6 protein-coding genes and 4 pseudogenes are annotated in these 15,466 nt (G+C 62.2%); 3 read left to right on the plus strand and 7 right to left on the minus strand.

The window, feature by feature from the left end; translation table 11 throughout:
• Positions 1-78: 78 nt before the first annotated feature.
• From NL532_RS30640 to NL532_RS30660, 5 genes and pseudogenes are all read right to left on the minus strand, one after another.
• Positions 79-1,421: pseudogene (locus NL532_RS30640) on the minus strand (cytochrome P450).
• Positions 1,421-2,262 (minus strand): annotated as a pseudogene (locus NL532_RS30645) (SDR family oxidoreductase). Before NL532_RS30645 ends, NL532_RS30640 begins: the two co-directional pseudogenes overlap by 1 nt.
• Before the next feature lie 168 nt (positions 2,263-2,430).
• Positions 2,431-2,556, minus strand: a pseudogene (locus tag NL532_RS32485) (ferredoxin); the annotation flags it as partial.
• 1 nt (position 2,557) lies between these two features.
• Positions 2,558-3,846: pseudogene (locus tag NL532_RS30655) on the minus strand (cytochrome P450).
• A 91-nt stretch (positions 3,847-3,937) separates the two neighbouring features.
• On the minus strand, positions 3,938-5,140 hold the full coding sequence (locus tag NL532_RS30660) for a cytochrome P450 (protein WP_023829756.1): 1,203 nt from the start codon (positions 5,138-5,140) through the stop codon (positions 3,938-3,940).
• Between the two features lie 1,649 nt (positions 5,141-6,789).
• Between NL532_RS30660 and NL532_RS30665 the strand changes: the two genes are divergently transcribed.
• The 3 genes from NL532_RS30665 (at position 6,790) to NL532_RS30675 (ending at position 10,104) form a co-directional block, all read left to right on the plus strand.
• Entirely contained in the window at positions 6,790-7,323 is a 534-nt protein-coding gene (locus NL532_RS30665; protein WP_023829757.1) for a peroxiredoxin, read from the plus strand.
• Positions 7,324-7,392: 69 nt separating this feature from the next.
• The gene (rpoN, locus tag NL532_RS30670) at positions 7,393-8,829 is read left to right on the plus strand and encodes an RNA polymerase factor sigma-54 (protein WP_023829758.1); all 1,437 of its coding nucleotides are present in this window, start codon (positions 7,393-7,395) and stop codon (positions 8,827-8,829) included.
• 57 nt (positions 8,830-8,886) lie between these two features.
• Entirely contained in the window at positions 8,887-10,104 is a 1,218-nt protein-coding gene (locus NL532_RS30675) for an MFS transporter (protein WP_286440891.1), read from the plus strand.
• A gap of 632 nt (positions 10,105-10,736) precedes the next feature.
• Here the strand turns inward: NL532_RS30675 and NL532_RS30680 are convergent.
• Together NL532_RS30680 and NL532_RS30685 are read right to left on the minus strand one after the other, a co-directional pair.
• Positions 10,737-14,207: an ATP-binding protein gene (locus tag NL532_RS30680; RefSeq protein WP_286487857.1), complete on the minus strand. Its 3,471-nt coding sequence runs from the start codon at positions 14,205-14,207 to the stop codon at positions 10,737-10,739.
• Positions 14,204-15,463: a metallophosphoesterase family protein gene (locus NL532_RS30685; RefSeq protein WP_023687333.1), complete on the minus strand. Its 1,260-nt coding sequence runs from the start codon at positions 15,461-15,463 to the stop codon at positions 14,204-14,206. The genes NL532_RS30680 and NL532_RS30685 overlap by 4 nt, the downstream gene beginning before the upstream one ends.
• Positions 15,464-15,466: the final 3 nt, after the last annotated feature.

The following is a 15,466-nucleotide window of genomic DNA, read 5'->3' on the forward strand; positions in this document are numbered from 1 at the left end:
CGAGTGCGTGCGCTGAGTGCAGCAATGCCGCGCCCCGCCGGCGCCGCTGCCTTGCCACACAGGGCGTGCGACGCCAGCTCATGAGAAGCCTATGCGGATTGCCATGGACGGATGTGCGGTCGGGTAATAGCGCCGGCCTTTTTCGACGTCGCTCAGCAACTGCGGCCGCACCCCGGCCTTGTGCATGGTCAGCGCCAAGGCGATGCAGAACTGCACCATTTCCAGCCATACCAGGTGGTAGCCGATGCAGACGTGTGGGCCGGTACCGAACTGCAGCATGTCCACGGGCCGGACCGGTTCTGTGCGTAGCAGCCACCGCGCCAGGCGGAACTGATCAGGCGCCTCGTGCAGCAGCGCCGAGGTCGAGAAATGCAGCAGCGGGATGCATAGGTGGGTGCCCGCGGGAATACGCCGTTGGCCGAGTTGCAATTCCTGCAGCGCGCGACGCGGCAGGAGCGTGGTCGCCGGATGCAGGCGCAGTGTCTCGCGGAACAGGGCCTCGGCGACCGGACACTGCGCCAGGTCCGCGTGCCGGGTCGGCACCGCGCCCACGCGTTGCGCCTCCTCGACCAGGGCGTCCCACAGCACAGGCTGCCTCGCCAGCTCGATCACGATCCAGGCCATCGTCGAGGCAGTGGTGTCGTGACCGGCAAGCAGCAGCAAGCGAATGTTCGCGACCAGGACGTCATCGGAGAGCGGACCGTCGCTGCTGTCAAAAGCGCTCACCATGTCGTTGATGAACCCGGTGCGCGCGGCATGCGCGCGCGCATCGCGGACGAACCGGCGCAACTGCGCGTCGATCCAGTCGCGGGCGGAGCGGCCGCGCCGCAAAGGCAATCCGGGCAGGTCGACCGGTGGCGCGATGATCAACTGCAGCAATTGCCGGTACTTGCGATGCCATCCCGGCAGGTCCTGCGCGGGGATTCCCATGAGGCTGAAGATGAGCTTCAGCATCAGGTTGCCGGTCTCGCGCAGGATAGGTACCTCGCCGCGGGCGCGCCACGCCTGCACCCGCGCCTGGATGACCGGCGCGAACAGGTCGCCGATCCCGGCCTGGGTCAGCCCCTTGGGCAAGAACGCTGCCTTGATGGCATCGCGCGCCTGCCGGTGCGCGCCGCCGTCCAGGGCAACCAACGTTCCGCCAAGCAATTCGGGCGCGATCTCTTCGATCAGCGCCGAGGACACGTCCTTGTGCTTGAGCAGAGAGAATGCGTCCGGATCCACACAGGTCATCAGATGTCCGGCAGGGCCGAAATCCAGCCAGAAGTGGCTGCCCAGCGTCCGTTCTGCGCGTTGCAGCAGGCGCGGCAGGTCGCAGACAATGGCGGGAAGATGCCCGACCAGGGGAAAGCGCCGGGCATGACCGGGATGTCGGATCGCAGCCGGTGCCGACGGTTGAGTGGGTTGAGCAGTATGTCCATCAGCAGCGCGCCGCCGTCGCCGATTCGGTGTCGCCGGCAGGGCGCGCGGCGCAGCTGTTGCCACCGTCGGCGTATGTCGGCACATGCGCCAGCATGCCGCCATCGATGCACACGACCTGGCCGGTGATGAACGCAGCATCGGCGGAGAGCAGGAACGCCACGAGCGCGGCCACGTCCTCGGGGCGGCCGACGCGCTGCAGGAGCTGGTGCCGGCGCAGATGCCGTTGCATGCACTCGTCCAGCTTGGCGAGGAGACGCTCGGTCATGATAAGACCCGGCGCAACCGCGTTGCAGCGAATCTGCGCATGACCGTACTGGGTGGCGAGCGAAGCCGAGAGCATGTTCATCGCCGCCTTCGACGCGCCGTAGGACGTCTGCCCCTTGTCACCGCTGAGCCCTTGGCACGACGACATGTTGACGATCGCGCCACCGCCGCGGTCGATCATCCGTGGGATGGCCTGCCGGCAGCAGAGCAGCGTGCCGCGCAGATTGGTCGCCATGGTCTGGTCCCAGACTGCCAGGTCCAGGTCGAGGATCGCGCAGTCGCGCGGGGTCAGATGCATGGCGCTCGCATTGTTCACCAGCAGGTCGACCCCCCCGAAGTGCCGCTCCGCCGTCTCGAACAGCGCTGCCACCGCCTGCTCATCGGCGATATCCATGGCTATGGGCAGCGCGTGGCCTGCTTCGGCCGCGATCTGCGCGGTGCAGGCGATGGCCGCCGAGCCATCAATGTCGGCCACCACCACTCTGCCGCCCCGCGCGCGATGGCGAGAGCGCATGCCTTGCCGATGCCGGCGCCGGCGCCGGTCACCACGGCCACCTTGCCTTCAAACCTTGCCATCGTGTCTCCTGAATTGCATTGGTCTTTCGCAGCATGCCGCTCGGCCTGCGCCGGAGAAGGCGCAGGGTCCGCGCTGGCGCGCTCGTCATGGCCAGCATCGCTTTCGATGACCCGAATGGCGGCGACCGGGCACTGGTTGGCCGCAAGCCGCACGGCGGCGTGCAGCGCCTGCGGGACCGTCGCCACGCACACTTCGGCCACCCCGTCCGGTTCGCGCTGGCGAAAGGCGCCCGGCAGCGTCAGCACGCACTGCCCGGTAGTTCCGCACAGATCCTGATCGACCACGACGCGCATCTCAGCCCTCCTGCCGATGCAGCCGCACCGGCAGCGCGCGGAACGTCCTAAGGAACGCGGAGGGCTCCCGGGTCGGCTGCTCGGCCAATGCCAGCGTGGGGAAGCGCGCCTGGATCCGCGGCAGGCTCTCGGCCAACTGCACCCGGGCCAGTTGCGCACCAAGGCAGAAGTGGATGCCGTGGCCGAAGGCCAGCATGATCTTCCCGTCGATCGATATGCCAGGACTGGTGCCGTAGAACCGCACGGGATCGAAGCGGTCCGGATCGGCGAAGGCGTCCGGGTCACGATTGCCGGCCGCGATCAGAACGCGCACGTCCGCGTTCTTCGGGATCACCACGCCGCCCAGTTCGATGTCGCGCTGGGCGATACGCGGAATGGAGCTGAACATGGCGGGCGCGTCGTAGCGCAGGGCTTCTTCGACGAATGCCTTTACCCCCATGGCATCTCCTTTCAGCCAGTGCCGCTGTTCGGGATACGCCAGCATCGCCAGGACAGCATGGCCGATGGCCGCGGCAGTGGTGGCGAAGCCGCCCAGCAACATGCCCCAGAGCATGCTGATCAATTCCGTATCCGACAGCATCTCGGCATCGCCGTCGTGTGCGCCGACCAGCATTGACACGATGTCGTGGCTGGAATCGGAGCGCTTGCGCTGTATGAGGTCGCCGAAGTAGGCCTGAACCCTGGCGCTGGCCGAGTCCGCCGCGGCGAGCTGGGGATCGCTGGCGTGCGGGCTCAGGCCTTCCAGAATGGCGCTGATGCCGGTGACGAGCCCGAGAATGTCGTCCGGGGCATGCCGAACAGTTCGCCGAAAACCAGCATGGGCAAGGCCAGCGCGAATTCCTGATGCAGGTCCACTGCCTCCCCGCGCTCCAGTGCGGGCGCCATGCCGTCCAGGCGCGCTGCGACAATGCGAGCGATGGCCGGCCTCAGCTTGTCGATCTGGCCGATGGTGAAATCGCGCGAGATCAGCCGGCGCAGACGCGTATGCGTTGGAGGTTCCTTCATCGCCAAAGTGGACGCCAGCAGACTTAGCGACAGGCTGGTCGCCGCACGCGGGAAATAGCGCGCCAGTTCGCCTGGTGCCGGCCCCCGAAAAGCATCGCCAGTGGCTTTAAGCGCCCAGTAGATGTCGGCGTGGCGGCTCAACAGAAAGAGGCCCGACGCCGCGCGATGTACCGGATCGTGCTCGCGCAACCACCGCATGAATGGGTACGGGTCCTGAATGCACGCTGGCGACGCGAGTTCGGCGAAGGCGTCCCGGCATGCTGCCGTGGTTTCTTGCACGTCCATCTTGGTCACCTGTTGGTTGGCTGATCTGATCGGCGCGCGGCAGGGGCGCCGGCAATCCGAGGACATCGCGATTCCTCGTGGCGTCCGCGCATCACCAGAGCACCGGGAACTCCACGAACCCGCCAGTGATGATCTCCTTGCGCAACTCCAGTTCTTCGGGCGCCACCGCCAGGCGCAGCGCGGGAAAGCACTGGAAGATCGAACCGAACACCGCTTTTAGTTCCAGCCTGGCCAGCGCCAAGCCGATGCAGCTGTGCGGCCCGTAGGAGAACGCCAGGTGCGGGTTTTCGTCACGTCCGATGTTGAAGATTTCCGGGTCGTCGAAATGGCGCGGATCGAACGACGTCGCCGGCAGGCCGACCAGCACCTTGCTCTCTGCGGGAACATGCACGCCCGCGATGGTCACGTCGGTCCTCGGATAGCGCATGATGCCGTCCCAGCCGGCGCCCGGCGGGTACATGCGCAGGATTTCCTCCACGGCCTTGTCCACCAGGGATGGATCGCCCACCAGGCGTTCGCGCTGTTGCGGATGGCGGAACATGGCCAGCAGGCCAAATTCGATCTGTGCCACGGTGCTCTCGTGCCCCGCCACCAGCATGCCTGCCGCCAGGCCGATCGCCTCTTCCTCGGTCGCCCTGCCCTGGTCGACCGCCGCGAGCAGATCCGTCAGCACGTTGTCGCCCGGATCCTGGCGCTTGTCCCGCATCTTGCCGCGAATGTAGGCGCGGAGTTCTTCCCAGGCCAAGCGCGACGCGCTTCGCGGGCCGCTTTCATGCTGGTGCGTCATCACCTCGTCGGACAGCCCTGCAAAGAAAGCGTGATCCTCGTAGAGCACGCCCATCAGCGCGCCAATTACCATCGCAGGAAGCGGAAAGGAGAGGTGGCGCCGCAGATCGGCGGGCTGGGGCTGGGCCGCCAGCGTCTCGAACAACTGCGCGGCGATCGCCTCCACCTGCTGCGCGAGCTGCTTCACCCTGCCGTTGCTGAAGGCCGGCGCCACGATCGTGCGTAGCCGCGTATGCTCGCCCCCCTCGTGCGAGACCAGCCATCCTGGCGAACCGAGAATCACCGAATCCGGGGTGAATGCCGCCGGCGGCATTCCCGCGGGCCGGAACGCCGCGTCGGTCAACACCGCCTTGGCCTCGTCATAGCCTGTGACCCACCAGCCTTCGTGCCCGGACGGGAAGCGCACGTGGTGGATCGGACCATTGGTGCGTAGCGCCAACATCTCGGGCGATGGCTCAATGTGATCGAGGCGCCACATCGGCAGCGTCGGCAAGGGTTGTTCGGACATGGTGGCACTTCACTCAATAGCGAGGGCGGAAGGTGACCGGCGGGCGCTGCGGCAGCGAAGACCTAAGACGGCATATAGATGACGTCCTCCGAAGGCAGACCGATTATCAAGAACGGCTAACGCGTAACTGTCTAGGCACATCGCGCGGCGAGATGCGGAACGTTATCTTGCACCTTCTAGGTCAGGACAAAGTCGGCGCGGTGGGCATTTGAGCCGCCGCCGGCCAAGCTTTCCTGCGCAAGGGTCGACAAGGGCGGCGAGCTGTTGGGTAAGGGCGGTTTCGCCGAGCACACCATGCCCATAGACGCTATCCGACGCGGATTTGACATTTTGCTTTTCTTTCTTCGTTCCATTCGTGCCATCCACGAAATGAAAGTCGGTCGGCGGCTCCCGGCCCGCAACGAAGAGGCTTCAAAACTCGTGCCAATTTGGCCGACCGAAGAAAAAAATCTGTGATGCTTTTAGGGGCTTAGCCTGAGGCCAGAGAAGAGCTAGGCGAAATAGGCCGGTGTCGCGGGCCAACAAAGGCGACCGAACAGTGTCGGACAGAACGCCTCGGCGACCTTTAGGTCGGGCTTGCGACATTCTGGTCCAGTTTCGAACATAAGAGGGCGGCAAACAGACACGATTGGGGAATTCGATCCTCACGGGGGCAAGGCGCTTGCCCAAGAGCGCGCGCTCGTGTTGCCGCGACAGGCGCGTGTTCGCGGTGCCTGCGCACCCATGAATGCTAGCGGCACACGCTACGCAATGACTGGAGTGCCCGCCAGCCTCAGGTAGTGCATCGGCTCGGCTTCCGGTCTTCTTTGCCCAGCCGGGGCCGAAGCGCCGAATATCCGCACCACACAGCATCGTTGTTGCCTGTGTGACGAGGCGGTTAAAGCGCGCGCCCGATCTTCCAAGACACGGCCTCCGAGAAGGAGGGCGGTCCAACGGCACCTCTATTCCAAATGGCACGCCGCTTGCTGCTCCTGGTTAGAGCACCATCAAATCACGATGAAAGCGACTTGTGCCATGCCCGATACGCGAAGCTCTAGACCGTGGCCTGAGGAGACGGTGCCCCTTGCAGCTGAACATCGGGGCATCGTCTCCTCCGGAAGTCCGTTCTGGATGGCCGCTTTGCGCATGGCTGGTCCGATGCCGGCACGCCAACACGGGCCGCGCGCGCAAATGCGGTTTGCCGGTTCTGTTCAGCATGTGAGTGCCGAAAAGCCTTGTCAAAGGGTCGTCACCCAAGCCAAAGCCGGCGGGTCACTGCCACATATCGACAACATGCTGAACCAGTCCAGTGACGCGGAATCCAGTGAAGCGGGTCTGTTGCGTGAAGTGACATTTCAGGCCCCCACATGCTTTGCGATATTGGCTCCTTCCGGCCGCTATCCCTTTTCCAAACGCACTATCGCTAGTGACCGATCCCGCTTCCGGCGCCATAGCCGTGGAAAGCAACCGGCTCGACGGTGTCCAGCTCGCTCAGATCGATTGCGTTCGGGTGGCCAAGACCAACCGCCAAGACGTTCCCATACGTCGGGAGGGAAAAAAAGGAGGTTGCGAGCCGCGAGGCCCTCATCCGTGCCGGGGATACGAGCCTTTGCCCGGTATTGCGCCAGCCTCTGCCAGAATTCAGCGCAGTCTTCTTCAGGAGCAACTTGATGACAGTTCGAAACAAAGTTCCCTTCGTCACCTTTCTCACGCGTGTTCACGATAAGTCAGTCCAGGGGCCAAATCCATATCGCTGGCAAGAAAAAAAATCTGACGACTACTTTGCCGGCAAGCGGGTCATCCTGTTCTCGCTGCCGGGCGCCTTCACCCCGACCTGCTCGACCTACCAATTGCCCAAGTTCGAAGAGCTCTATGATGAGTTTGCGAAGCAGGGAATTGACGCGATTTACTGCCTCTCAGTCAACGATGCCTTTGTCATGAATGCGTGGGGGAAGTCCTTGGGCCTGAAGCAGGTCCAGCTCATCCCCGATGGCTCAGGCGAGTTCACACGCAAGATGGGCATGCTGGTTGCCAAGGACAATCTCGGATTCGGGATGCGCTCATGGCGCTACGCCGCCCTGATCAACAATGGCGTGGTGGAGCACTGGTTCGAGGAGGAAGGTTTCTCCGACAACTGCGAGGCCGACCCGTATGGCGTCTCATCCCCGCAAAACGTTCTCGAAACGATGAAAGCCGCCGCATGACCTAGAAAACGTCTCACTGGCGCCATTGCAGGCCCCAAGAGGCTCCTCGACGGGATTATCGCACACACCATGCAATCTTCAGCAAGCCTGTTTCAGCGCCAGAAGCAATCCATCGTCGCATCGCCTCAACTCATTGAGTCGATTCGCTTGCTGCAACTGGCGCATACCGAACTGCATCAGTTCGTGGAGGGGGAAATCGAGAAGAACCCGCTCTTGGAATCTGCGTCAAACGATGGCGGGCCTTTTGACGATGCTTCGATTTCGGGAGCGGATCAGCCTGTCGGCTTTGGGGCAAACGCCGTTGGAGGTCCGACCGGGGCAGGGTCGCCTGAACGGCTCGGGCAATGGAAATCACTTCGCAACACGACCAACAACCCGCCGGGCAATGGCCCTTCCCTCGACGAGTTTGCCACACTCGCCGAAACATTGCACGACCATGTCGCTCGTCAGATCGCCCTCACTGCGTTCACACCACAGGAGCGGCTGATCGCTGGCCAGCTTGCCGCCGATCTGGAAGACACTGGCTACCTTCGGGCAAACCTTTTGGAGCTGGCCGAGAGCCTAAATGTCCATGAGGCTGTTGTGGAACGGGTTCTCGGAACCTTGCAACAATTTGATCCACCGGGAGTTTTTGCGCGAAGTCTCAGAGAATGCCTCGAGATTCAGTTGCGCCAGCGAAACCGGCTCGACCCAGCAATGGCAGCTTTGGTTGCCCATCTTGAAATGCTTGCGCGACGCGATTTTGAGGCGCTGAAGCAGCATTGCGGCGTCGATGAAGAAGACCTTCTCGACATGATGCATGAGGTTCGTGCGCTCGATCCAAAGCCTGGGAACAGATTCCAATCCGGTGCCTCTGAATCAATCATACCCGACGTCTGGGTCACACCCTCGCCGCAAGGCGGGTGGCAGATCGAACTTGATCCCGCCACGCTGCCGAAGCTGCTGATCAACCAAACCTACTATGCCGAAGTCACGCGTCAGACTGCCCAAAATTCGAAAGATCAAGCATTTCTCGAAGAATGCTTGCAAAACGCGAACTGGCTAATCCGCAGCCTCGATCAGCGCGCCAAGACGATTGTTAAGGTTGCGGCTGAAATCGTGCGTCAGCAGGATGCCTTTTTGGAACATGGCGTCGCCCACCTGCGGCCTCTCAATCTTAGAACCGTCGCTGACGCGATCGGCGTGCACGAGTCGACGGTAAGCCGGGTGACCTCGAACAAGTACATGCTTACCCCGCGCGGCGTTTTTGAACTGAAGTATTTTTTCACCGTCGCGATCGCGTCCTGCCAAGGCGGCGATGCGCACTCCGCCGAAGCTGTCCGGCATCGGATCAAAGCGATCATTGCCGCAGAATCTCCCGGCGACGTGCTTTCCGACGAGGACATCGCTGTCCGGCTGAAGGAAACCGGCATTGATGTTGCGCGCCGCACCGTCACAAAGTATCGCGAAGCAATGAACATCCCCTCCTCAGTGCAACGCCGCCGGGAAATGCGCTTGTGTTTTTAGATTTGGGTCAAGGCAGCCTACATCACCTTGCATTGCATCAAAATGGAGGCTTCGTTCATGACCCGATCCGCAGCAGGCGTCATGAACGCTGTTCTGCACGACCCAGAAAAGCCTGTCCCACCGTCTGGTCCCGCATGGGGTGCCATCATTTCGCTTTCCTTGGGCACCTTCGGGCTGGTCACGGCAGAGTTTCTGCCTGTCAGCCTGCTCACGCCCCTCGCGCATGATCTCGCTATCAGCGAGGGAGCGGCTGGACAGGCGATGACGGCGACAGCTATCGTCGGGGCGATCTCGGCGCCGACGGTGGCCATCATCACAAAGCGCCTGGACCGCAGGACCGTCATGTGGAGCATGACGCTGCTGCTGATCCTGTCGGACGTTCTGGCGGCCGGCGCGTGGTCGCTGGCGGTTCTCCTGACTGCACGCGTCGTGCTCGGCATAGCGCTCGGAGGCTTCTGGTCGATGTCGGCAGCACTGGCGATGCGGCTCGTTCCAAGCCACCTCCTGCCTCGCGCTATGTCGATCATCCTCACCGGCGTTTCCGTAGCTACCGTCTGCGCAGCTCCAATCGGCGCTTATGTCAGCGATATCTGGGGATGGCGAAGCGCCTTCATGCTCGCCGCAGCCGGCGGTGTCGCTACACTGCTCGTGCAGCTCATAACCATTCCGAGACTGCCTCCGATTGGAGTGACTAGCGTCCGCAGCCTGCTGGATGTGGCAAAGATTCCGATGGTCAAGGTTGCGCTTTTTGTCATCCTGCTGGTCGCTTCCGGCCACTTCGCCGGAATCACCTATATCCGCGCCTTCCTCGAAAAGATACCCGCGCTTGACGTCGAGACGATCTCGCTTGTGTTGCTTGCTTTTGGCATCGGCGGATTCTTCGGCAATTTGGCCGGCGGGCTTCTGGCCGAGTACAGTCTCAAGGCAGTCGCGGCCCTTGCACCGCTGCTCATAGGGATAGCGGCTGTTTCGCTACTGACGGCGGGAGCATCGGCCTTCGCCTCGGGGATTGCGGTTGGCGCGTGGGGCTTTGCCTTCGGCGCGGTGCCGGTGGGATTACAGACGTGGATGGTGCGGCGGGCCGTTCCCGAGCAGGCCGAAAGCGCCGGTGTGCTGATGGTCGTAGCATTCCAAGTGGCAATCGCAGCCGGCGCGATTTTCGGCGGGCTATTGGTGGAGAATGCGGGGATCGCCAGCGCCATTGCCTACAGCGCTGTTGCCACGTTCGTCGCTGCCCTCATAGTTTTCCTGCTCGGCCCGAAGCGCGGAACCTAGATCGCCTGACAGGAGAGATCTCAGCAGCGCAGCGGGACGAGAGGTCCAATCGCATGCACGGCGCGGCGCGATCCTCCGCTCGCGGGCGATGCCCCGACGGGAGCGACTGGCTCGCCTTCGATAATGCCTTTACTCTCTTGACGAATGCTCTGGCGGATCGATCTGTCGTATCGTTCGCATACCATCAGCTTGCCTAGCCACTCACCCTTTGACACGGTGCCTATCCCTCCGGGGCAGCACGAATGCATTTTCGGCGAGCGTCCTAGCCCTGAACGACCTGATCTTATCCTTGTAGTGCTGGGCGGGTTACGCCCCTTGAACTGAACCCATATTGTGGGCGCACCTGCCGATCCAATTCGCCCTTAATCGTCTCGAAGCGACGTAAACGTACCCGTCATTGGCTGCAACAAAGTTGCATTCTTCGGCGCAATAAGCCTGCTTACTCGAAATGCCCCGCCACCGAGAGGCGGGTCATCCGCGCTCCGCCCGGAGTAGTCGTTCATCCACGCAACATTGCAAAACAAAATAGGCATTTCTCAGCCTCTATGGGACGTCATGATGGATTCGATCGAAGGTTCCTATGTCAGCCGAGTTGGTTAGTTGAACCGTTTTGACGCGAATTCTAATCGAGCCTAATCCAGCTGGTGAATGGTAGATTGTGGCACAACAGCCTTGGCGATTTCACATAGGTGCTTGTGGTGCGTGAGATAGATGACCTGACCTGTGTTCGCCATCTCCCCAAACAATCTAAAAACTTCCTCCGAGCGAATATGGTCAAAGGTTTCCATGATGTCGTCGGCGATGAAGGGAACCGAGGGCCGGAATTGGGCGAACTCGTAATAACCGGCGAGCCTCAGTGCTAGGTAGAGCTGAAAGCGCGCGCCCTTCGAAAGCGCTTCAGCGAGCTTGGATTGCCCGTCGCGCTGCACCGCGATGAGAACCTCCTCGCCTTTGACGGGCTGGGTTGTAAGGCCTGAATACTGGCCACGGGTCATTAGCTTGAATGCGTCTGATGCACGCGCCATCATCCCCGAACGGTGGTTCTCACGGTAGATCCGCAAAGCATTTCCAGCCGACATGATACCAAGTTTCAGCTCAATGTAGCGAACGGCCTTCTCCTCGATTTCCAACAGGGTTGTGCGCCGTTCGGCATCCAGGCGGGCAACCGCGCTGTCACCGCCGATGGCGTCCAACTTGTCTGCCGCGCGGGTCTGTCGGATCAGCTGTTGCTGGATGATTTCATCGAACTGGCGAAGCCGCTGCTCGCCCTCAGCCTTCTCGACCGCGAGGCTGTCGAAATCGATCGCGTCCAGGATCGAGCGTGCCTGGTCGAATCCATCGACTGCGAGTTCCGCCACTACCCGTTCCTCAAGTTCGGCGACGGTAGTGCGCAAGCCGTCGCGCTCACGCAGCAGCTCGTCGCGTTCGACTACCTCGGACAGAGTGGCGACGCCAAAGACGCCCAGCACTTCATTCTTGCGGCGTTCGTGTGCCGAAATCTCGGTGTCGAGGATTTCGCGCGCCTCCTTGAGGCGCTTCAGCTCGTTGCCGAGGCTTGCCTTCGTTTCACGTGTCCGCTCGGCACGCTCCAGGCGCTCGGCAAGGCGGGTGGCCAACTGCTCCGGCTCGCCATCCTTCGTCGGCTCGTCGGCTTCGACCGCAACGGCGATGACCTCGACCAGAAAATTGGCCCTGTCGGCCTCCATCTTGTCGATACGCAGCTGCAGATCCTCCCGTTCCTGCAGGCTTCTTGACAGTTCGGCCAATTGATCGAGCACAGCGCCAACGCCTGACGCGGACAGACCGCTTTCGAGCCACGTTCCCTTGAGCGCTTCGGTAATGCCGGCCAGCCATTCCTCCTCGCGACGCTCCGCCACCCCTACCGCAACCCGTCGGGCAGCTAGATCCTCTTCTTTGGAACTCACCATCCTGAGCGCCTCGGCATACTCGGCGTCCACCTTGCGCTGCCGGTCCAGAAACAGCTCCGCGATGGCCATGATTGCTTCGAGAGTGTCGCCGGGCTCTGATACTATGCCGACACTTTCCAGCGCCGCTCTCATTTCCAAGTGTATCTGCTCGCCGGCGTCAGCGGCTCGCTCGGCTTTCAAGCGAGCAAGTTCGATCTGCTCCCAGGCAGCGAGCGCATCGCTGCGCGCCTCGATCTGATCCTCGATCCTTTCGATCAGGCGCTCAGACGAAGGTTCCAGGGCTTCTCCGAGGAGGTCGCTGGCGGCCACACGGATTTCCAACAATTGGGTATCCGCATCCTTGACGAGCTGTTGGCTTTGGATGCCGTTTCGTGACAGGTTGGCCGTGGCCTCGGCCAGGGCACGCGTCATTGCCCGGATCTCGGCCAGATCCGCCGCGCCGGCCAGCCGGCCTGCGCTGGCAACGTCATCGCGCGTCAGTGCCACGGCGAAATCGTCAGCGGTGTCACCAGTCAACACTGCGCGGTGCGTTGCCCACGCATCATCGCGGAGACGGCGGATGGCGGCAGCCGCTTCATCGTCGACAACGTCGACCGAGGCTCGAAGGGCATCCAATCGTGCGGCGAGCATTGCATGGTGGCCCTCGTATTCGGCGAGGCGTTCGGCAAGCACCGCGGTGTTCCTTGCCAGTACTGACGCTACTGTCTTCCAAGCGGCAATCTGCCCGGCGCTCGGAACCGCAACGTTGACGAGAGCGAGGGCATCTCCGTTCCATGGACGCAAGCGAGCCAGCGATGCCTTCCATCGGATTGTTCCCGCATCTCCCGCCTCGCGAGCCGTCTTGATCTCTGCCTTGTGTCCGCTTGCTCGCGCTTTCGACAAAGCCGAGCCCAGCCTTGCCCTGGCGGGTTCGGGCACCGCCCTTTCCTCGCCGACCCGCTGCCTTGCCACCTGCAACGCATCGAGTGCTGCCGCCGCCTCGTCGCGGGCGGCGCGCGCGCCCGTAGCAATACCGGACCTCTGCTCGACCATAGCGCGAACGACGCCAACTGTGACGGCAGGCAGAAGCAGTGCGGCAGGATCCGGCTCGGAAGACCGGCCCAAGGCGGCAAGGCAGCTTGCCACGGTGTTGTTGAGGATTTGCAGCCCCATCCTGCGAGTGGGCAAGTCAAAGCCAGCCGCGGTATGGCGCACCTTGCCCTCCGCAAGGCTGCGAATGCGTTCGGAAATCGACAGGATCCGTTCGTCCTCGTCGACCGCAGTGACTTTTGCCGACAGCCGCTCGACCTCATCGATGTTTGCCGACAGTCGCGTTCTGAAGCTGGCATCGTCATCGATTAGTTCGGTGACACTTCCCGTCCATGTCCGGGCTGGGGAGGTGATGTCCGGCAGCTGATCCAGCCGGGCAATCTTGCGGCGCATATCCGCCAGCATCGGCGCAGCACGTACGTAACGAGCAATGGTATCCAGCCTGGCCACCAGCACCGCCCGATCGCTGATGGTTCGGCCGTACTGCTGCGATGCATCGAGACGTTCGGCCTCCAGCCCCTCATAGGTCGATGCAAGTGTGTCGATCGCATCCCTGCGCGACTTCACGTCAACAAGGCGCTTCTTCAGCAGCGCCAGTTCGGTGCCATGCGCCTGCTTCCGATACAGCGCGTCTGCTTCGGCCTCGAGGGCGTTCAACGTATCGCTTGCGTTCCCAAGACCGGCGCTGGCCGTCAAGAGGAGCTTGCCGAGGTCGCCCCGCGATTCCAGGATCGATTTTCCGCCGGCTTCCAGCGTCTCGTCATCGAGTGAAAACATAGTCGTGTAAGCGTCACGCGACAGTCCGGCGAGATGCGCCGTGATCGCCACCTCGCTCATCGATTGGCCCGTCGCGTTCAATAGCGAATTAGTACGCTGTTTCGTACGCGTGAACGTGTGCTCGGAGCCGGCCAGTTCCAGAACCCCACCGATGCGCATGGCGCTGTACTCATGCAGGAAGTTGTAGCGGCTCCGTTCCTCGATGCCGAACAGCAAATCTAGATAGGCGGAAAGCGCTGTCGATTTGCCGGCCTCATTCAGGCCAAACACGATATGCAGATCAGGTCCGGATTCCGGTTTGGGTCCGAAGTCGATCGTACCATCGGTGAACTTTCCATAGCGAATGAGGTCAAGGCGCTGCAGCCTCATGACGCTCCACCGGACTTAAGGCGGGAAGTCACCAAGTCTGCGCCCTTGGAAAGCACCTGATCGAGGAACCGTTCCAGCCCGGCTTCGTCCTTCCCAGCAAAATCCCGTCCGTCGGCCGGAAGGTCGGCGACCATCCTTTGGACGAACGCCCTCGCCTCGGCGCGGAAGGCATCCGAGGTGGCATCGGCGCGCATGGATTGCTCGAGTTCGAAAATCGGATCAGCAATATCCTCGGCCGTCTCCGCCCGAGGTGGCGCGAGGTCAAGCTCGAGCTTCTCCACCCACGTATGGCCTAGCTGTTCCGCAGCCTGTTCGGCTTCGGCAAGAAGGAGATCTCTGTCGCGGATCAGCGCCCATAACAATGGTGATGTTCCTGTTAGGCCAACGCGGGCCACAGCATGACGCGACCGGACGGCGGCCCGCATCTCTTCGAGTGCGTTTCGAACACGCGCGACGGCCTCGGACCACTCCACTGCTCCCGTAAGGTCGACGCTGACCCTTTCGAACTGCGCAACGCAGGTCAGCCTTTCCTCGATCTCCACCGAACGGTCGTCTCGCACCGTCACAAGGGTGACTGATTTCTCGCCGGCCTCGTTGATATCCCTCCCCTGCGGTATTCCCGGCATCACCACCGTGCTTGCGCCGGAATGGACTTGGCGAAGATGAATGTGGCCAAGCCCCCAATAGTCGAAACCGTGGGCGTGCAGGTCAGCGATGCTGCAGGGCGCGTAAACGTCGTGACCGGGCGATCCGGCCAGACTGGTATGCATGATGCCAATATTGACGGCTCCTTCGCGAGCAGCCGGATATTTGGGCAGCAGGCTGTCCGGCGCCTTAGGGTTCGCAAAGCTCAAACCATGGAAAACGACGTCCACACCGCCGGCTGTCTGCAATACCGACTGAGCACGACCGCCAAAAATGGTCACGGTGTCAGGAAACACCAGCTGTTTGGAAATCCGCGACAGGGCGTCATGATTGCCGCGGATCTTGAAAACCCTGATGCCGGCCTGGTGCAGGCGTGTCATCTGCGCTGCCAGGAACCGCGCCGTCTTCATCGAGGTTTGATCACCATCGTATAGGTCGCCGGCTATTACCAACGCATCCACGCGTTCCTCTAGGCAGAGATCCACTATCGAAACGAATGCCTGGCGGCTGGCGTCGCCCACGAGCCCGGCAAGATCGGGATTACGCATCGCGAGCGAACGCAGCGGCGAGTCGAGATGAATATCGGCCGTGTGTACGAATCGAAATGCCATTCG

This window comes from Mesorhizobium sp. C120A (genome assembly GCF_030323105.1).
Classification (GTDB): Bacteria; Pseudomonadota; Alphaproteobacteria; order Rhizobiales; family Rhizobiaceae; genus Mesorhizobium.